Source organism: Listeria kieliensis, assembly GCF_003369925.1.
Classification (GTDB): Bacteria; Bacillota; Bacilli; order Lactobacillales; family Listeriaceae; genus Listeria; species Listeria kieliensis_A.
On sequence record NZ_LARY01000001.1, the window covers coordinates 562,713 to 581,673 of the forward strand.

The following is an 18,961-nucleotide window of genomic DNA, read 5'->3' on the forward strand; positions in this document are numbered from 1 at the left end:
TTCAAAGAAAGCTCAGCTTACTTTTCTTTGGGGGATTTATAAACTCTTCGCAAATTATTGCGAAGAGTTTTTTTGTAGAGGGGAGAATTTATAATGACAGAACAGCAAAACACAGCTGCAAAACCAGTACTAGATATTCATGAGAAACCGGCTTTACATCGCTGGATTATTTTAAGCATTCAACATCTTTTCACGATGTTTGGCTCCACGATTTTTGTACCAAGCGTAACAGGGATGAGTCCAGGGGTGGCCCTTGTTTCAAGCGGACTTGGAACCCTTGCTTACTTACTCATCACGCGTGGGAAGATTCCTGCTTATTTAGGCTCATCGTTTGCCTTTATTCAGCCGCTTACCATGTTCATCATGGAAGAACATTCACCAGGTTCCGTTATGGTCGGAACTTTCTCGGTTGGGGTCGTTTACGCCATCGTTTCCTTGATTGTTTATTATGCAGGCGTTGACTGGATCCAAAAAGTCTTACCACCAGTCGTAGTGGGCCCAGTGATCATGGTTATCGGGCTTAGCTTAGCGCCAAGTGCAGCTAACATGGCGATGGGAACAAGTGCTAACATGGCAGACTATAGTTTTCGTTCAGTCGCGGTCGCATTGATCACACTTGCTGCAGCCATTATCGCGATGATCTTTTTCAAAGGATTTCTTGGACTTGTTCCGATTCTTTTCGGCTTCTTCATCGGCTACATCGCGAGTATTCCGTTCGGACTTGTTGATTTCTCGCTTGTTAAACAAGCAAGTTTGTTCCAAATTCCAGACTTCACGATTCCGTTTCTAGATGCTGATCCAGTCGTGACTTTAACTGTCATTATCAGTATGGCGCCACTTGCTTTTGTCACAATGGCTGAGCACATGGGGCACCAACTCGTTTTAAATAAGATAACTAATCGTAACTTCTTTAAAGACCCGGGCTTACACCGTTCACTACTTGGAGATGGGACCGCATCGATTATCGCTTCTCTTGTAGGAGGACCTCCAGTTACAACTTATGGGGAAAACATCGGCGTGCTTGCGATTACACGAGTCTACAGCGTGTTCGTGATTGGCGGTGCCGCAGTGTTTGCGATTTTGTTCGGCTTTATCGGCTACATCAATGCAGTCATTACTTCCGTTCCACAAGCAGTGCTTGGCGGAATTTCCTTCTTGCTTTTCGGAGTTATCGCATCAAGTGGACTTCGAATGATGGTTGACAACAAAATTGATTTAAACATCAATCGTAACTTAATTATTACATCCGTTGTCCTTGTTATCGGAATCGGCGGCTTCTTCGTTCAAATCAATTCAGTGAAAATCACTGGAATGGCGATGGCAGCAGTCGTTGGGATTATTCTCAACTTGATTATTCCTGAGAAAAAGAACGCGGAGTGAGTTTATATGGCCTCTTTTAGACCTTCTAAAAGAGGCGTTTTATTAACTAAATTAAAATTCTGTAGAAAGCTGGGATGCCAAATGAAACGTTTAGTATCAATGGAGGAATTGTCACTTTTAGAAATTGAAAACCTTCTTACACGTGCCGCTGCCTTTAAAAACGGAGAAGAAGCAGCTATTAGCGCTGGTCACTTTGTCGTTAATATGTTTTTTGAACCAAGTACGAGAACACACTACAGCTTCGAAGTTGCCGAACGAAAATTAGGCTTGGAGGTCTTAAGCTTTGAAGCGAGTGAATCCAGCGTGACGAAAGGCGAGACGCTTTATGATACGCTTCTTACGATGCAAGCGCTTGGCGTTGAAGCGGCTGTTGTAAGGCATCCCGATGAAAAATTCTACGACGAGTTAAACAAATTAGATATCGCAATTATTAGCGGGGGAGACGGTTGTGGCGAGCATCCTAGCCAGTGTTTACTAGACTTGTTTACAATCAAGGAACAGTTTGGAAGCTTTGAAGGCTTAAAAGTAGCCATCGCAGGAGATATTTTGCACAGCCGCGTAGCAAACTCCAACATGAAAGTGCTCAAACGACTCGGTGCAGAAATTTTCTTTGCAGGACCAAAAGAATGGTTTGATGAAGAAGCGCTCGCTTATGGCACTTACTTAACCATGGATGAAGCGGCTGAACAAGTAGATGTGATGATGCTCCTCCGAGTTCAACATGAACGGCATCAAAACGGGGCTCAGGGTTTTCAAAAAGAAGACTATCATGAACGCTTTGGCTTAACTGAAAAACGCGCAGCGAAGCTTAAACCAGAAGCGATCATCATGCACCCAAGTCCAGTCAATCGAGATGTGGAAATCGCGGATTCGCTTGTGGAATCGAAGCAATCGCGGATTGTGGAACAAATGACAAATGGTGTTTTTGTAAGGATGGCCATTCTAGAAACCGTATTAAACGGCAATCATAAAGGAGCGGAAAAACATGTATTTAATTAAAAACGGACAAATTTTAACCGAAACGGGTGAGCAGATTCAACAAGACATTTTAGTAGAAGATGGGAAAATCGTCAAAATTGCTGCAAATATGGATAAGCCAGATGTGGACTATTTCGATGCTACAGGAAGACTTATTACGCCCGGATTTATTGATGTACATGTTCATTTACGCGAGCCAGGTGGCGAACATAAAGAAACGATTGAAACGGGAACTAAAGCAGCTGCAAAGGGAGGCTACACAACGATTTGCGCGATGCCAAACACGAAACCAGTTCCGGACTCCCCGGAAATCATGGCCAAACTTGTTGAGCGAATTCAGGAAAAGGCAAGAGTGCGAGTTCTCCCTTATGCCTCGATTACGAAAGCACTCGGAACAGAAGAACTCGTTGACTTTCGAGGCTTAAAAGAAGCAGGAGCTTTTGCATTTACAGATGATGGGGTTGGCGTTCAGCTAGCAGGAACCATGTATGAAGCTATGCTTGAAGCGGCTAAACTAGATATGGCAGTCGTTGCCCACTGTGAAGATAACTCCCTAGTTTATGGCGGTGTCGTTCATGACGGTTCTTTTGCAAAAAGTGAAGGCTTAAAAGGAATTCCAAATATCGCAGAATCCGTCCAAATTGCTCGTGATGTACTCCTAGCAGAGGCGGCCAACTGTCATTATCACGTTTGCCACATCTCTACGAAAGAATCCGTTCGCGTCGTGCGTGATGCGAAACGAGCAGGAATTCGCGTTACAGCAGAAGTTTCACCACATCACTTACTACTAAATGAAGAAGATATTCCGGGCAATATCGGGAACTGGAAAATGAACCCGCCACTACGAAGCAAAACCGACCAAGACGCTTTGATTGAAGGCCTTGAAGACGGAACAATTGATTTCATCGCCACCGATCACGCCCCTCACGCAGCTGCAGAAAAAGACATTCCTATGCAAGAAGCAGCGTTTGGCATTGTTGGATTAGAAACGGCTTTCCCGCTTCTTTATACGCACTTTGTGAAAAAAGGGAAGTGGACGCTAAAACAACTGGTTGACTGGATGACGATCAAGCCAGCAAAAGCGTTCAAATTACCATTCGGAGAATTAAAAGTAGGCGATGCGGCGGATTTAACCGTACTTGACCTGCAAACCGAACAAGCCATTGATCCCAGTCAATTTGCATCCAAAGGGAAAAACACGCCATTTACAGGCGTCAAATGTGTAGGCTATCCAGTACTCACACTATTTGAAGGAAAAGTCGTTTATAAGGGGGAAGTTAAATGAAAAAACGAATTTTACTACTCGAAGATGGGACACACTTTATCGGCGATGCCATCGGAGCGGACAAAGAAACCATCGGAGAAGTAGTCTTTAATACAGGGATGACCGGTTACCAAGAAACCATCACAGACCCTTCTTACTACGGACAAATGATTACCTTTACGTATCCGCTTGTCGGAAACTACGGGATTAACCGAGATGATTTTGAATCGATTCAGCCGGTCGTAAAAGGCGTAATCGTCCGGGAAGCGGCAGAAAATCCCTCTAACTGGCGCGAACAAATGACGCTCGATGAATTCTTAAAAGAAAAAGATGTGCCTGGGATAGCAGGAATTGATACCCGCAAATTAACAAAGATGATTCGACAAGAAGGGACGCTTAAAGGACTTCTTGCCTCTTATGAAAACGAGACAAATAAAGAAAACTTGCTTCATCATTTGCGTTCCGTCCGATTAAGCACGAATCAAGTAGCCGAAGTTTCCTCTTCGAAACCCTTTATCAGCCCGGGGGAAGGAAAACGCGTTGTGCTCGTTGATTTCGGAGTTAAAGGCTCCATCTTAAAAGAACTCAATAAACGCAACTGCCACGTTACCGTTGTTCCTTACAACACAAGTGCTGCAGAGATCTTGAATCTTCATCCAGATGGCGTCATGCTTTCAAACGGACCTGGAGACCCGAAAGACGTGCCAGAAGCCATCGAAATGGTGAAAGGTATCCAAGGCATTGTCCCGCTTTTTGGCATCTGCTTGGGGCATCAACTCTTCGCACTTGCTAACGGAGCAGATACCTTCAAAATGAAATTTGGGCACCGCGGAGCGAACCATCCAGTAAAAGAACTTGCAAGCGGACGTGTCGATTTTACCGCGCAAAATCATGGCTATTCAGTGAGTGCTAATTCAGTTCAAAATAGCGATCTTGTCGTGACACATGTCGAATTAAATGACGGGACGATCGAAGGACTCGCGCACGCAGAATTCCCGGCTTATACCGTGCAGTATCATCCAGAAGCAAATCCGGGACCAAGTGATGTGAACTACTTATTTGATCAATTTATGGAAATGATGGATTTAGAACGGGAAGGACGGGTGGATCATGCCTAAAAGAACAGATATTGAAACAATTCTTGTTATCGGATCGGGGCCAATTGTGATTGGTCAAGCCGCAGAATTTGACTATGCTGGCACGCAAGCTTGCTTAAGTTTAAAAGAAGAAGGATACCGCGTTGTTCTTGTCAACTCGAACCCAGCAACGATTATGACCGATGTGGAAATGGCGGATAAAGTTTATATCGAACCCATCACGCTCGATTTTGTTTCACGAATCATTCGAAAAGAACGACCTTCCGCTATTTTACCAACGCTAGGTGGTCAAACAGGACTCAATATGGCGATGGAACTAGCGCGAGCAGGGATTTTAGAAGAAATGAATGTTGAAGTCCTTGGAACGGATCTAAGAGCCATTCAAAAAGCGGAAGATCGCGAAGAATTTCGTAATTTAATGAATGAACTTGCGGAACCAGTACCAGAAAGTGAAATTATCCATTCGCTTGAAGAAGCGCATCAATTTGTTGCAGAAATCGGTTATCCCGTAATTGTTCGCCCTGCCTATACACTTGGCGGATCTGGTGGTGGTATTTGTCATAACGAGGCAGAACTTGAAGAAATTGTCGCAAGTGGCTTAAAGCTTAGCCCCGTGACACAGTGTTTACTCGAACGAAGCATCGCAGGTTTTAAAGAAATCGAATATGAAGTGATGCGTGATGCGAATGATAATGCGATGGTAGTCTGCAACATGGAAAATATCGACCCAGTCGGGGTTCATACAGGCGATTCGATCGTTGTCGCACCGAGTCAAACTCTTTCAGATAGAGAATATCAAATGCTGCGTGACGTCTCACTTCGAATCATTCGCGCACTCGAAATTGAAGGCGGCTGTAACGTCCAGCTCGCACTCGATCCAAACAGTTATGATTATTACGTAATCGAAGTGAATCCACGGGTGAGTAGAAGCTCGGCGCTTGCTTCTAAAGCAACAGGTTATCCGATTGCGAAACTAGCAGCGAAAATTGCAGTGGGACTTACGCTAGATGAAATCAAAAATCCCGTCACGGGAACCACTTATGCACACTTTGAACCTGCACTCGATTACGTCGTCGCAAAAATCCCTCGCTTCCCATTCGATAAATTCGAGTCTGGGGACCGGCGCCTTGGCACTCAAATGAAAGCGACCGGAGAAGTCATGGCGATTGGACGAAACTGGGAAGAAGCACTCTTAAAAGCCGTTCGCTCACTTGAAATCGGCTGCGATCATTTGTACCTTGAAGAAGCAGAACAAGCAACAGATGAAGTGCGTGATCGCAAAATTCGCTTCCCTGAGGATGACCGCTTATTTTTCCTAGCAGCAGCCTTACGGAAGGGAGAAAGTGTCGAAAGCTTACATGAAAAAACAAAAATCGACCTCTTTTTCTTACATAGCTTCGAAAAAATCATCAAGATGGAAAGTTTATTCCAAGAACAAAGAGGTGAGGCTAGCACACTTTATGAAGCGAAGCGCCTCGGCTTTTCCGACGCCTTTCTTGCCCGTCTTTTAGAAAAAACCGAAGACGACATCTATCAAAAACGCAAGCAAGAAGGAATTTGGCCAGTCTTCAAAATGGTGGATACTTGCGCCGCCGAGTTTGAATCTAGCACACCTTACTTCTACAGCAGCTATGAAGAAGAAAATGAATCGCTGCGCTCAGAAAAAGAAAGTGTCATCGTGCTCGGCTCAGGACCCATCCGAATCGGACAAGGCGTCGAATTCGACTACGCGACCGTTCATTCCGTGTGGGCAATCCAGCAAGCCGGTTACGAAGCCATCATCATCAATAACAATCCAGAAACCGTTTCAACCGACTTCTCGATTTCCGATAAACTATACTTTGAACCCCTCACGTTGGAAGATGTTATGCATGTGATTGAACTCGAACAGCCACGCGGTGTGATCGTCCAATTTGGCGGGCAAACCGCGATTAACCTTGCGGAAGGCCTCGAAGCGCGCGGCGTTAAAATCCTTGGAACGAGCCTAACAGACATTGACCGCGCGGAAAATCGTGATGAATTTGAAAAAGCCTTATTCGAACTAAAAATTCCACAACCGGCCGGGAAAACTGCAACCTCTGTAGATGGTGCCATCCAAGTCGCAACGGAAATTGGCTATCCCGTCCTTGTGCGCCCATCTTACGTCCTCGGCGGCCGCGCCATGGAAATTGTCGAATCCGAAGAAGCCTTGCGTTACTATATGGATCACGCCGTGAAAGTCAATCCGAAACATCCCGTTCTTGTGGATCGTTATCTTCAAGGGCAAGAAGTCGAAGTTGACGCCATTTGTGACGGAAAAGACGTGCTCATTCCTGGCATCATGGAACACATTGAACGGGCGGGCGTCCACTCAGGGGATTCGATCGCTGTTTACCCAGCGCAAAGTCTGAGTGAGACAGTGAAAAAAACGATTGCCGATTATACGACAAGGCTTGCTAAAGGACTCGGTATCATCGGGATGCTCAACATTCAGTACATCATTAGTGGTGAAGAAGTCTTTGTGATTGAAGTCAATCCGCGCTCAAGTCGGACAGCACCATTCTTGAGCAAAATCACAGACATTCCAATGGCCAATGTGGCAACGAAGGTGATTCTTGGTCAGACACTTCAAGAACTGGGATATGAAGCAGGTTTGGCCAAAGAAAAAACCGAGATTTTCGTCAAAGTGCCGGTCTTTTCATTCGCCAAGTTGCGTAGCGTTGACACGTCGCTCGGCCCAGAAATGAAGTCAACCGGAGAAGTAATGGGGAAAGATGCGACGCTTGAAAAAGCGCTCTATAAAGGTTTTGTCGCAAGCGGCACTAAAATGCCAGATTATGGAACAGTTCTTCTCACTATAGCCGACCGCGACAAAGAAGAAGCAATCAAACTTGCGGAACGCTTTAATAAAATCGGCTTTACAATTATGGCAACATCAGGGACAGCAAAATCGCTCGAAGATGCAGAAATTCCTGTTCAAGCCGTGAAAAAAATCGGGGAAAATCACGAAACTTTGATCGACTATATCCGTAACGGGCAAATCACGCTCGTTGTAAACACGATGACAAGCGGGAAACGGAAGGAACGCGATGGCTTCCAAATCAGGAGGGAATCGGTCGAAAATGGGGTAGCAGTTTGTACCTCGCTTGATACAGCCGAGGCGATCTTGCGTGTCCTTGAATCGCGTTCGTTCGAGATTGAAGCGATAGAATCTGTTTAAAATAAGCAGGAAACGGTGGTTTTGAAATGAAGCTAGAAAAAATGCGTGTAATCAGTCAAAAAGAAATTGCAGATCAGGTTTTTGAACTCGTGCTTGAAGGTGACGCTGTTGCTGAGATGACGCCAGGTCAATTTCTGATGGTTCGCCCTAACCGAAGCGACTTGCTTTTACGGCGGCCGATCAGCATTGCTTCTTACGAAAAAGAAAAAAGACTTTGTACACTGATTTACCGGGCGATCGGAGAGGGCACAAAAGCCATGTCCGAGCTTCAAGCAGGAGAGTTCGCCGATGTGATCGGACCTCTTGGTCACGGTTTTCCACTTGAATCCCTTGCCGGTGAAGAAGTGCTTCTCATTGGAGGGGGAATTGGCGTCCCACCGCTTTATCAACTGGGGAAAGAGCTTGCGGAAATCGGTGCGAAGCCCATTTTCATCAATGGTTTTGAATCCAAAAAAGATATTTTTCTTGAAACAAGAATGGGAGCAATCGGTGAAGTTTATATCAGCACAGTCGATGGTTCCTACGGTACGAAAGGTTTTGTAACGGATGTGACGAAACAGCTCGCCAAACAACCAGCTCGCATCTATAGTTGCGGCCCACTTGCGATGCTTAAAGCGGTTAAAGCCGCTTTTCCAGAAACGCAAACCTTTCTTTCGCTAGAAGAGCGCATGGCTTGTGGAATTGGTGCTTGCTATGCTTGTGTTTGTTCAGCAGAAGATGAAACCAAACAGCAGTTCAAAATTTGTACAGATGGCCCGGTTTTCCGGGCAGATGAGGTGAGATTATGAACCGATTAGCAGTCGAACTACCCGGACTCCACCTTAAAAATCCTATCATGCCCGCATCGGGCTGCTTCGGCTTTGGGCGTGAGTACGCGGAACTATTTGATTTAAATGAACTTGGAGCCATCATGATTAAAGCTTGTACGCCTGAACCACGACTTGGTAATCCAACGCCAAGAATTGCGGAAACACCAAGTGGCATGCTAAACGCCATCGGGCTGCAAAATCCTGGCCTTCGACGCATTATGGAAGCTGAACTCCCGTTTCTTGAAAAATTTGACACGCCTATTATCGCCAATGTCGCGGGAAAAACGGAAGAAGATTACGTTGAAGTATGTGCTAAGATCGGTGACAGCCCGGCTGTAAAAGCAATTGAACTCAACATTTCTTGTCCCAATGTTAAAGAAGGAGGCATTACTTTTGGAACCGATCCAGATGTGGCGCACCGCTTAACAAAAGCGGTCAAACAAGTCGCCAAAGTGCCCGTCTATGTCAAACTAAGCCCGAACGTCACCGATATTGTGGCGATTGCACAAGCGATTGAAACGGCAGGTGCGGATGGATTTACGATGATCAATACGCTACTTGGAATGCGGATCGATTTAAAAACACGCAAGCCTATTATCGCGAACCAAACTGGCGGTTTATCGGGTCCCGCTATTAAACCCGTTGCGATTCGTATGATTCATCAAGTGCGAAATGTTTCTACTTTGCCGATCATTGGAATGGGTGGTGTGCAAACGGTCGATGATGTTTTAGAATTTTTGATGGCTGGTGCGGATGCAGTCGCAGTCGGAACGCTTAACTTTACGGATCCATTTATTTGTCCAAGGTTAATCGATGCGTTGCCCAAAAGAATGGACGAACTCGGAATTGAAAAATTAACTGACCTGAAAAAGGAGCGAAAGAATCATGATAGATAAGCCGATTATCGCTTTGGATTTTCCAAATGCAAGTGAAGCCGAAGCATTCTTAAAGTCTTTTGGAAAGGAGCCTCTCGCTCTTAAAATCGGGATGGAACTCTTTTTTTCGGAAGGGCCAGAATTTGTCTTGAAGTTAAAAGAAGCAGGTCATTTTATCTTTCTTGACTTGAAGCTTCATGACATCCCCAACACTGTAAAAAGCGCGATGCGTTCACTGGCAAAGCTTGGTGTTGACCTTGTGAACGTCCACGCAGCAGGTGGAAAGCAAATGATGATGGAAGCTTTGAGTGGTTTAAAAGAAGGGACACTAGCTGGGAAGTCACGCCCTAAGTTAATTGCAGTCACACAACTAACTAGTACTAGTGAACAAGAAATGCAGCAAGAACAGCTCATTCCAGTTTCACTAGAAGATTCAGTCTTGCATTATAGCAAACTTGCAGAAGAAGCGGGGCTAGATGGAGTGGTTTGCTCGTCTTTTGAAGCAAAACGCATTAAAGAACAAACGAGTGATGCTTTTTTGTGTGTCACGCCAGGGATTCGTTTAGCATCTGATTCGAAAAACGATCAAAAACGCGTCGTGACACCAAAAGAAGCAAGGAATCTTCACGCAAGTGCGATCGTTGTAGGTCGTCCGATTACACGCGCAGAAAATCCAAAAGTCGCTTACGAGCGCGTATTAAAGGAGTGGGAAATTTGATAGCAAAACAAACTGCTGAACAATTACTTAAAATTAAAGCCGTATTCTTGCAGCCAAACGATCCTTTTACATGGGCATCTGGCATTCTGTCACCGATTTATTGCGATAATCGCTTAACTCTCGGCTTTCCGAAAATCCGTAAAATGATCGCTTTAAACTTAGTTGAAAAAATTAAACAGGATTTTCCAGATTGCGAAATCATAGCTGGAACAGCTACTGCAGGCATTCCGCACGCAGCTTGGGTGAGCGACTTATTGAATTTACCGATGGTTTATGTGCGCGGAGAAGCCAAAAAACATGGTAAAGGCAATCAAATTGAAGGACCAATTCAAGCTGGACAGAAAGTTGTTGTTATTGAAGATCTCATTTCAACAGGCGGAAGTTCACTAAAAGCAGTGGATGCCTTGAAAGAAGCTGGTTGTGACGTACTTGGCATTGCCGCCATCTTCACTTATGGTTTAGAAGAAGGACGAACTCGTTTTGAAGAAGCGGGTGTGAAACTGGAAACCCTGACCGACTATGAGACGCTGATTGAGGTTGCACGTGATGAGGGCTATGTAACGGAAGCCGATATGGCGACTTTGCGGGAATGGAAAAAAGACCCGACTGCATTTGGAAAATAAATTTCATAAAATAACTAAAAGTATTGCTAGTTTTTTGATATAATGCTAGTGATACTTTTTATTTTGGGGAAAAATGGAATTTAACGAATGCATGGGGACGTAACAAAAATCATGAAAAAAATTCTGATTCGTTCAGGAATGCGGCCAACCGATGTTTTTACCGCAGAAGATATGTACTTAAGAGATCGAACAGGCTTTAACAATGGGAATTTAGCTTATCAGTATAGTATTTACCGAACACTTTTTCAGGAGGGGACTGAACTCGTTCCGGATGGACTTTCTTCAGATCCAAACCGAGCAGCGCGTTATAATGAAGAGTATGATGCTTACATTATCCCGCTCGCGGACGCTTTTCGCGAAGATTTCAGACCACAACTACGGAACTACACAGCGCTAATCAAGCGACTCAAAATTCCGGTTATCGTAACGGGCGTTGGCCTTCGGGCAGACTATGAACCGAAGCTTGAACAAGGCTTTCCGTTTGATGAAGACGTTAAAGCATTTGTAACCGCTGTGCTAGAAAAGTCAGCCAAATTGGGCTTGCGAGGCCAGATCACTGCTGACTATTTGAAGCAACTTGGTTTTAAAGAACAAGTAGACTATGAAGTGATCGGCTGTCCTTCGCTCTATACCTTCGGATCGAGGCTTGAAATTCGCGATTTAAATTTACAAAAAGATTCATTGATTGCAATTAATGCTTCTCCTGTATCAAGCGAGACGGCTTTACAATTTTTAAATCAAGAAGTCATTTCAAAACATCCGAATTATTATTTCATTCCGCAACATTTGGATGAATTCCATTTGATGTTTGCGGGTGGGCCAGATATCGCTAGCGACCGGCCAAGCTATCCGGTTTCCATTTTGGATCGCTATTACAATGAAGGTCGCGTAAAGTATTTTACAAGCATGCCAAGTTGGTATGACTTCATGCGCCAAGCTGCATTCAGCATTGGTCCACGCTTACACGGAAATGTGATCCCAACCCTCGTTGGAACACCTAATATTTCCTTTGTTCAAGATGCGCGAATGCGTGAACTCGCCGCCTATCACAGGTTACCACACGTCACGACTGAAGAACTGGCGAATATCCAAACGCTAGATGAACTGCTTAGTCAAGTGGATTTAAAGTCAGCTGAAACCGTACAAAAGCAAAACTTTGATCGTTTCGTTGATTTCTTAGATGCAAATGAAGTGCCGCATATCTATACAGAAGATAGAGACCGAAAAGAAGCGCCACTTGATGCAGAAATCGAAGCTTTAACGTTTCCAAAGAGCGCTGATCCGATTACAGCTTTAACAGGAGAGATATTATATAAACGAATTCAAACAGCATCACAGTTACTTAAAGAAAGGCATCAAGTCAAAGTGGATTATGAAAACCACAGACGTGACTATCAAATCAAACAATTGACGGCCCAATTAAATCAAACCAAAAATCATTTAACAAATGAACAAAAAGCCAAACAAAATTTAGAAAGCAAACTAAGTGAATCCGAACAGAAACTGATGCAAGCAAATGCGCGGCTTCAAAAACAACAAGCGGAAATCAAGCATTACCAAGGAACGCTGAATCGAAAAGCTGTTCGCGCGACACTAAAAGTAACGGATTCACTTGCTAAACTAAGAGGATCAAACAAATAAAAAAACGGTTTTCCAAATCTATCTTGGAAAACCGTTTTTTAAGCTTGTGCCGTTTTGACGATCGGAGTTGCAATTGGCAGATCAATTTCTGCTTGAAGCAGCGCCTCACGTATTTTTTTCAGCAAATCACGTTGAACGCCAAATTGTTCTCCGTTTACAGCTGTGCCTACGATCCGAATGACTTGATTTGTCCCGTCCGAACTTTCAACGCCAAGCACGGTCGGCATTTCAACAATATTTTTGTTAGTGTTTTTTTCTGCTTCACAAATTTGTTCGATAATTTGAATCGCTTTTTCCGTATCAGCTTTTGGGCTAATCGCGACATCGACAAGAACACGCATATTTCCACGGGAATGATTGCTCACGATCATAATTTGACGGTTCGGAATAAAGTGCAGCGTGCCGTCAAAATCACGAACTTGTGTGGTGCGAAGACCCAAATTTTCGACGTATCCATTGACTGTATCGAGCGTAATGCTATCGCCTACATCAAGTTGACGCTCAAGCAAAATGAAAAAGCCTGTCACAACATCGCTTACAAGACCTTGAGCCCCAAAAGCGATCGCTAAACTTGCTACCCCAGCACCGGCGATGATCGCGGTTACGTTGATGAAGTTTTGTAAAATTAAAATGGCAAAGACGAAAAACAAGACATAGCCATAAAAATTTAAAATCAATCCTTCAAGGGTATCTGCCCGATTGTTTGAAACAGCAGGATTACGACGATATTTTTTGAAAAAACTTTTGATGATTTTAGAGCCTGCATATTTTAAAATAAAGTAAAGGATGATTAAAACGAGAATCTCGAGGCCAACACTGATGACTTTCGAAATCACAGCATCCCAATCAATCGATTTAAACCACTTGGTAAAGTAATTCACGCTGTCTGTCACATCCTTTGTTGTATCCTTTTCCATTTCATCCAACCTTTCTTTCTAATGAAATGTTCCTTCTTAATTCTAACAAAGCCTTTCTGGCGAGACAACCGAAATGTAGATGAAAAACAAGTTTTAAAAAACAACATCTCCGTTTCTTGCAAAAAATACTTGCTTTTTAAAAAGAAAAAAGGTAAAATAAGCGTTGCAAATAATAATATCGTTTTCATGTTACTGTTACGAACAGGCATGGAAGGTTTGAACAGACATCAGTGTCCCGTTCCATACTTTCCGTGCCTTTTTTATTTTTTGCCTCACTTGTGTGAAGTAGCTTTGAGGAGGAATACGTATGTTTAAAAAAATGTTCAAAAAAGAAAAAAATGAAATCATCTATGCACATGCAACGGGGAGCTTTGTTCCGCTTGAAGAAGTTCCAGATCCTGTTTTTAGCGGAAAAATGATGGGAGAAGGGATTGCTATTAAACCAACTGATGGAACGATTGTCGCGCCTGTTGACGGTGAAATCATTCAACTTGCTGAAACAAAACATGCTTTTGGGATCCGCACAGCTTTAGGTGAAGAAATCCTTGTCCACATTGGCCTTGAAACTGTGGCATTAAAAGGAGAAGGTTTTGAAGTCCTCACAAAATTGGGAGCAAAAGTAAAAAAAGGGGAGCCTCTTATTAAAGCGGATCTTGCTTACATTGAAGAAAACGCAACAAGCACGATCATTCCGATGGTTGTAACAAATAGTCCAGAAGACAAATTTGACTTTGACTGGAAAAAACTAACAGAAACAGTCGCTGGCGAAACGGAAGTCTTCGTGACGACACTTAAATAAAAATAAGACGCATTTACTTGAAAGCAAAAGAGGGAAGTTAGATGAAAATTATTCGGATCTTGAATAATAATGCAGTCGTGATACAAGATGGCAATGAAGAAAAAATTGCTATCGGAGCTGGCATTGCATTTAATAAAAAAAGAAACGATGTGGTAGTGGCTAATAAAATTGAAAAAATGTTTGTGATGCAAGATGAATCCGAACATTTCCAGGAGCTCCTAAAACGCATCAATGAAGAATATTTCGCCGTATCTGAGGAAATCATTTCCTATGCAGAGGCTACGCTTCCCTTTAAACTTAGTGAGCATATTCACATCTCACTAACAGATCATTTAGCTTTCTCGATCGAACGGTTAAAAGAAGGCATTATCCTTCAAAATCGTTTGTTAAATGAAATTAAAGTGCTTTACGAGCCAGAATTTAAAATCGGTCTTTGGGCAATTAATCATATCAAAGACCGATTTGGGCTCGATATGCCAATTGATGAAGCGGCTTACATCGCCCTTCATATTCATACGGCAAAAATTGGTGCGGGCGATATCCATGAAAGTGTGAGACAAGCATCAATCATTTCAAGCATGATTGAAGTGATCACAACTGAACTCGGGATTACGCTTTCAGGTCAGGATATTGCTTATGAACGATTGATTACGCATCTGCGTTTTGTGCTAAATCGCGTGGAGAAAAAAGAGCTTCATACGATGGATGACGAAATGCTTACAATGATCAAGAACAAGTTTGAATTTAGTTTTAATACTGCGAAGAAAGTGGCGGACTTATTAAAAAATGACTATAAGCTGCTACTTCCAGAAGCGGAATTAGGATACATTGCCCTTCATATTGAAAGATTGAAGAGCTTTTGGGAAAAATAAATTTTTAGGAGGCGTTTTAAGATTATGGACGTATTAAAACGATTTGCAATCGGTGCGGTTTATCCGATCATCGCGCTTGTAATCATTGGGATTTTCTGGCTTGCAAATGTAGCAACAGGAATGAAAGCCATTAATTCCATTTATCAAGGACTCATTCTTATGTTTCCACTGATTGTATCCATGGGGATTGCAATTGGAATGGCAAAAGATCATAGTGGGGCTTCTGCACTTGCTGGGGCAGTTGGCTGGCTCGTTTATGCGGCTGTTATTGTTTCTCTGAATTTTCCGAAAAACGGAGTCTTTTCTCCTACAGAGTTTTCTGCTAATTTTAATTTCCTAAGTGGGATTTATATGGGAATTGCAGCAGGTGTTCTTTACAACAAGTTCTACAATATTCGTCTGCCTGAATGGTTAGCGTTCTTTGGTGGTCGTCGCTTTGTTCCGATCATTACATCGGTTGTAGCATTGTTTATCGGCGCTTTTGTAGCAGCAATTTTCTAGGGAATTGAAAAGAGAAATGGAGGAAATAACATGTTAGGTGGATTACAAAAAATTGGGAAAGCCCTCATGCTACCAATTGCCGTACTTCCGGCAGCTGGCCTTTTAAACCGTCTTGGGGCGGACGATGTTTTTAATGTACCATTTATCCATTCAGGTGGAGCAGCACTATTTACATTCTTATCATTACTATTTGCAATCGGGATTTCAATCGGTCTTTCAAAAGACAACAGTGGAGCAGCTGGCTTAAACGGCGCGATTGTCTTTTTCATTTTAAACTTTGGGGTTATCGGTGTAAAATCAAGCATCAACATGGGCGTTTTTGCTGGTTTCATTGCTGGACTTACAGCACCAATCCTTTATAACTATATGTACGACAAAAAAATCTTTGGTAATCAAGAATTTTTAGATGGAAAACACTTAGCTATTATTATCAATGCAGTATTAACGTTACTACTTGTGATCATTTTTGGAGCTACTTGGCCAACTATTCAAAATGGCTTAGATGCACTTAACGGCTGGATTACAAGTGCAGGTGCATTTGGCTCTGCTATTTACGGGATTTTAAACCGTGCGCTCATTCCAACAGGTTTGCACCACGTGCTGAATACGTATCTATGGTTTGGATATGGAGATTTTGTGGATGCTGCCGGACAAATGGTTCACGGAGATATCAACCGCTTCTTCGCAGGCGACCCAACAGCGGGAACATTCCAAGTTGGTTTCTTCCCAGTCATGATGTTTGGTCTTCCAGGAGCTGCCTTTGCAATGTACCTAGCAGCTAAGAAGAAAAACCGCGCAGAAGTTGGCGGAATGATGCTATCGCTTGCGGTAACAGCTTTCCTAACAGGAATCACTGAACCAATTGAATTTACATTCATGTTTATTGCACCATTCTTATATGCGATTCATGCAGTTTTAATGGGTGTATCGATGTTTGTAACCAACTTACTTGGCATTAAACTCGGTTTTACCTTTAGTGCCGGAGCGATTGATTTTGTCCTTAACTTTACAAAAGGACACAACGCATGGCAGCTAATTCCAATTGGACTTGTCTTTGCATTTATTTACTTCATCCTGTTCTACTTCATCATCAAAAAATTCAACTTGAAGACACCAGGTCGTGAAGATGAAACAGAAGAAAGCCTGGCTATGGAAATGCCAAACGCTGAAGTACAGGAATCTGCGGCTTCACTTGGAGCAACAGAAGCAGACCTTCCAAATGGAAAAGTCGATAAATACGAGCAAATGGCACGCGGCTACCTTGGTGGACTTGGCGGGGAAGACAACCTTGTAAAAGTAGATAACTGTACAACACGTCTTCGCCTGCAAGTGAAAGATGCTGACTTGATGAATGAAGCGGCACTGAAAAAATCAGGTGCTCGTGGCGTTGTGAAAATTAATAAAGAAAACGTGCAAATTATTGTCGGAGCAGACGTTGAGTTTGTAGCTGACAAGATGCGCGATATTACTGGTAAATAATAAACAAATAAAGCGGCAAGTGAAAGGCTCTGTGTTGAACTGGGCGTATCACTTGTCGTTTTTTTTTACAATTGAAGCTTGAATTTTGTTTAGTTTTTCTAGATAATGAAAAAGATTGGAGTGAAGTAAAATGTTAGAAGTGATTGTAGAAAATGCAGTAGATGCTAAATTAGCTGAAAAATACGGAGCAAATCGACTTGAAGTGGTTTCGGCGATTAGCGAAGGCGGACTAACCCCAAGCTATGGCGTGTTAAAAGAAATTATCGGTGCGACAAGCTTGCCGACGATGGTGATGATTCGCCCGCATAGCCATTCTTTTATATATAACGAAAGCGATGTGCGGGCGATTCAAACCGACATTGAAGTGGTGAAAAAATTAGGCGCAACAGGAATCGTGTTTGGTGCAGTAACAGAAGCCGGGAAAATCGACACAAACTTGCTCGAAAAAGTGCTTGAATGGAAGGGAGACCTGCGTTTTACATTCCACCGGGCGATTGAAGCGACAAATGACTTAGAAGAAGCTTATCGAACATTAAAAACTTATGGCAAGAAAATTGACCAAGTCTTGACTTCAGGCGGCACAAAGAGCGCAGTAGATTCGATTCCCTTGTTAAAAAACTGGATAGCAGATAGTGAAAAAAATCCGGATTCGCTTCAAATTTTAGTGGGGAGTGGTGTGACGGATCAAAATATTCATGAGTTGCATGAAGCTCTTTCAAATCAAGCCTATCACGTTGGTAGCGGAGCAAGAATGGCAGGAAGCTTTGCAAGTCCTCTTGATCCTGAACGAATTGCACGCATCCAAAAGGTGATCCAGAGCTGAAACGCATGTAGCTATCTCGCATTGGATAAGGTATAATGAAGCAAAGAAGAAAAAACGAGGTGGACCAGATTCGTGGATAATCTAATTGGAAAAAGCGTAACCATGAGCGTGAAAGAAATCATGGAAGATGGCTTCTTGCTTGAAAAAGACGGAGCTACTGTTCGAATGAAAAAAGGAAATAGTAACCGACTCGACTTAACGATTGGCGAAGAAATTTTGGTTTTTCTTTATGTGGACTACGACCACGAGTTAACGGCGACAACGACGATTCCAAAGGTTCAAGTGGGGCACTACGGATTTGGAACGGTGACGGAAGTTCGAAAAGACTTAGGCGTTTTCATGGATATTGGAATCGAAAAAGATATCGTTGTTTCAATGGATGATATGCCTGCTTTATCGCATCTTTGGCCGAAAAAAGGAGACCGTTTGATGCTTGCTTTGCGTGTCGATGAGAAGAGCCGAATTTGGGGTGTTTTGGGGTCTGAAACAGAATACAAAACCATTGCCTATACTGCTAAGCAAGATATGTTTAATCAAAATGTATCGGGAACTGTATATAAGCTGTTAAAAGTAGGTTCATTTGTGTATACAGACAATGGCTATATTGGGTTTATCCATGAAAGCGAGCGAACTTCTGAGCCGCGACTGGGCGAATATGTGAAAGCGCGCGTCATCGCTGTTAAACCTGATGGATCGCTCAATCTTTCTCTTCGTGGACGCATTCATGAAGTGCTTAGTGATGATGCAGAAATGATTTTAACTTATTTGCGAAGCGTTGGTGGTGAAATGGGCTTTGGCGATAAGTCGAATCCAGAAGCCATTCGAGGTAAGTTCGGAATTAGTAAAGCACAATTCAAACGTGCACTTGGAACACTAATGAAAGCGGGGAAAGTCACGCAACAAGCGGGACTTATCACCAAGTTAACGGAAGAAGATTCGGACTAAAGTCTTAGTGAGGGGTACACCCATAGCGGTTTGCCCCTTAT

Annotated in this window: 17 protein-coding genes; 16 read left to right on the forward strand and 1 reads right to left on the reverse strand. The window is 43.1% G+C overall.

The window, feature by feature from the left end:
* Positions 1-93 precede the first annotated feature (93 nt).
* From UR08_RS02880 to UR08_RS02925, 10 genes are all read left to right on the forward strand, one after another.
* Positions 94-1,380: a solute carrier family 23 protein gene (locus UR08_RS02880; protein WP_115752153.1), complete on the forward strand. Its 1,287-nt coding sequence runs from the start codon at positions 94-96 to the stop codon at positions 1,378-1,380.
* Between the two features lie 81 nt (positions 1,381-1,461).
* Entirely contained in the window at positions 1,462-2,379 is a 918-nt protein-coding gene (locus tag UR08_RS02885) for an aspartate carbamoyltransferase catalytic subunit (protein WP_115752154.1), read from the forward strand.
* Positions 2,366-3,643, forward strand: a complete 1,278-nt coding sequence (locus UR08_RS02890; protein WP_115752155.1) for a dihydroorotase — start codon at positions 2,366-2,368, stop codon at positions 3,641-3,643. The genes UR08_RS02885 and UR08_RS02890 overlap by 14 nt, the downstream gene beginning before the upstream one ends.
* Entirely contained in the window at positions 3,640-4,740 is a 1,101-nt protein-coding gene (locus UR08_RS02895; protein ID WP_115752156.1) for a carbamoyl phosphate synthase small subunit, read from the forward strand. The genes UR08_RS02890 and UR08_RS02895 overlap by 4 nt, the downstream gene beginning before the upstream one ends.
* Positions 4,733-7,918 (forward strand): carbamoyl-phosphate synthase large subunit, encoded by a 3,186-nt coding sequence (carB, locus tag UR08_RS02900; RefSeq protein WP_115752157.1) that lies wholly within the window; start codon positions 4,733-4,735, stop codon positions 7,916-7,918. Before UR08_RS02895 ends, carB begins: the two co-directional genes overlap by 8 nt.
* 26 nt (positions 7,919-7,944) lie before the next feature.
* Positions 7,945-8,706 (forward strand): dihydroorotate dehydrogenase electron transfer subunit, encoded by a 762-nt coding sequence (locus UR08_RS02905; protein ID WP_115752158.1) that lies wholly within the window; start codon positions 7,945-7,947, stop codon positions 8,704-8,706.
* A complete protein-coding gene (locus tag UR08_RS02910; RefSeq protein WP_115752159.1) occupies positions 8,703-9,623 on the forward strand; it encodes a dihydroorotate dehydrogenase in 921 nt (306 codons plus the stop codon). Before UR08_RS02905 ends, UR08_RS02910 begins: the two co-directional genes overlap by 4 nt.
* Positions 9,616-10,320, forward strand: a complete 705-nt coding sequence (gene pyrF, locus UR08_RS02915) for an orotidine-5'-phosphate decarboxylase (RefSeq protein ID WP_115752700.1) — start codon at positions 9,616-9,618, stop codon at positions 10,318-10,320. The genes UR08_RS02910 and pyrF overlap by 8 nt, the downstream gene beginning before the upstream one ends.
* On the forward strand, positions 10,317-10,943 hold the full coding sequence (gene pyrE, locus UR08_RS02920) for an orotate phosphoribosyltransferase (protein ID WP_115752160.1): 627 nt from the start codon (positions 10,317-10,319) through the stop codon (positions 10,941-10,943). The genes pyrF and pyrE overlap by 4 nt, the downstream gene beginning before the upstream one ends.
* A gap of 111 nt (positions 10,944-11,054) precedes the next feature.
* On the forward strand, positions 11,055-12,584 hold the full coding sequence (locus UR08_RS02925) for a polysaccharide pyruvyl transferase family protein (protein ID WP_115752701.1): 1,530 nt from the start codon (positions 11,055-11,057) through the stop codon (positions 12,582-12,584).
* A gap of 38 nt (positions 12,585-12,622) precedes the next feature.
* On the opposite strand, the gene UR08_RS02930 is transcribed toward UR08_RS02925, so the two are convergent.
* The gene (locus UR08_RS02930; protein WP_205757219.1) at positions 12,623-13,501 is read right to left on the reverse strand and encodes a mechanosensitive ion channel family protein; all 879 of its coding nucleotides are present in this window, start codon (positions 13,499-13,501) and stop codon (positions 12,623-12,625) included.
* Between the two features lie 307 nt (positions 13,502-13,808).
* Between UR08_RS02930 and UR08_RS02935 the strand changes: the two genes are divergently transcribed.
* The 6 genes from UR08_RS02935 to UR08_RS02960 all read left to right on the forward strand — a co-directional run bounded on the left by UR08_RS02935 (position 13,809) and on the right by UR08_RS02960 (position 18,920).
* Positions 13,809-14,300: a PTS sugar transporter subunit IIA gene (locus tag UR08_RS02935; protein ID WP_115752161.1), complete on the forward strand. Its 492-nt coding sequence runs from the start codon at positions 13,809-13,811 to the stop codon at positions 14,298-14,300.
* A gap of 41 nt (positions 14,301-14,341) precedes the next feature.
* Positions 14,342-15,172 (forward strand): PRD domain-containing protein, encoded by an 831-nt coding sequence (locus UR08_RS02940; RefSeq protein ID WP_115752162.1) that lies wholly within the window; start codon positions 14,342-14,344, stop codon positions 15,170-15,172.
* A 24-nt stretch (positions 15,173-15,196) separates the two neighbouring features.
* Positions 15,197-15,673: a PTS transporter subunit EIIC gene (locus tag UR08_RS02945; protein ID WP_115752163.1), complete on the forward strand. Its 477-nt coding sequence runs from the start codon at positions 15,197-15,199 to the stop codon at positions 15,671-15,673.
* A gap of 30 nt (positions 15,674-15,703) precedes the next feature.
* Positions 15,704-17,152 (forward strand): PTS transporter subunit EIIC, encoded by a 1,449-nt coding sequence (locus UR08_RS02950; protein WP_115752164.1) that lies wholly within the window; start codon positions 15,704-15,706, stop codon positions 17,150-17,152.
* Positions 17,153-17,282: 130 nt separating this feature from the next.
* A complete protein-coding gene (locus UR08_RS02955) occupies positions 17,283-17,975 on the forward strand; it encodes a copper homeostasis protein CutC (protein WP_115752165.1) in 693 nt (230 codons plus the stop codon).
* Positions 17,976-18,047: 72 nt separating this feature from the next.
* A complete protein-coding gene (locus tag UR08_RS02960) occupies positions 18,048-18,920 on the forward strand; it encodes a CvfB family protein (protein WP_115752166.1) in 873 nt (290 codons plus the stop codon).
* Positions 18,921-18,961: the final 41 nt, after the last annotated feature.

Excerpts from the sequence above, each read along its gene's own strand:
- UR08_RS02925 (WP_115752701.1), top strand. The coding sequence starts at position 11,055 with ATGAAAAAAATTCTGATTCGTTCAGGAATGCGGCCAACCGATGTTTTT.
- UR08_RS02950 (WP_115752164.1), top strand. The coding sequence starts at position 15,704 with ATGTTAGGTGGATTACAAAAAATTGGGAAAGCCCTCATGCTACCAATT.
- UR08_RS02905 (WP_115752158.1), top strand. The coding sequence starts at position 7,945 with ATGAAGCTAGAAAAAATGCGTGTAATCAGTCAAAAAGAAATTGCAGAT.
- UR08_RS02895 (WP_115752156.1), top strand. The coding sequence starts at position 3,640 with ATGAAAAAACGAATTTTACTACTCGAAGATGGGACACACTTTATCGGC.
- UR08_RS02885 (WP_115752154.1), top strand. The coding sequence starts at position 1,462 with ATGAAACGTTTAGTATCAATGGAGGAATTGTCACTTTTAGAAATTGAA.
- UR08_RS02910 (WP_115752159.1), top strand. The coding sequence starts at position 8,703 with ATGAACCGATTAGCAGTCGAACTACCCGGACTCCACCTTAAAAATCCT.
- UR08_RS02890 (WP_115752155.1), top strand. The coding sequence starts at position 2,366 with ATGTATTTAATTAAAAACGGACAAATTTTAACCGAAACGGGTGAGCAG.
- UR08_RS02935 (WP_115752161.1), top strand. The coding sequence starts at position 13,809 with ATGTTTAAAAAAATGTTCAAAAAAGAAAAAAATGAAATCATCTATGCA.
- UR08_RS02945 (WP_115752163.1), top strand. The coding sequence starts at position 15,197 with ATGGACGTATTAAAACGATTTGCAATCGGTGCGGTTTATCCGATCATC.
- carB (WP_115752157.1), top strand. The coding sequence starts at position 4,733 with ATGCCTAAAAGAACAGATATTGAAACAATTCTTGTTATCGGATCGGGG.
- UR08_RS02930 (WP_205757219.1), bottom strand. The coding sequence starts at position 13,501 with ATGGAAAAGGATACAACAAAGGATGTGACAGACAGCGTGAATTACTTT.
- UR08_RS02880 (WP_115752153.1), top strand. The coding sequence starts at position 94 with ATGACAGAACAGCAAAACACAGCTGCAAAACCAGTACTAGATATTCAT.
- UR08_RS02940 (WP_115752162.1), top strand. The coding sequence starts at position 14,342 with ATGAAAATTATTCGGATCTTGAATAATAATGCAGTCGTGATACAAGAT.
- UR08_RS02955 (WP_115752165.1), top strand. The coding sequence starts at position 17,283 with ATGTTAGAAGTGATTGTAGAAAATGCAGTAGATGCTAAATTAGCTGAA.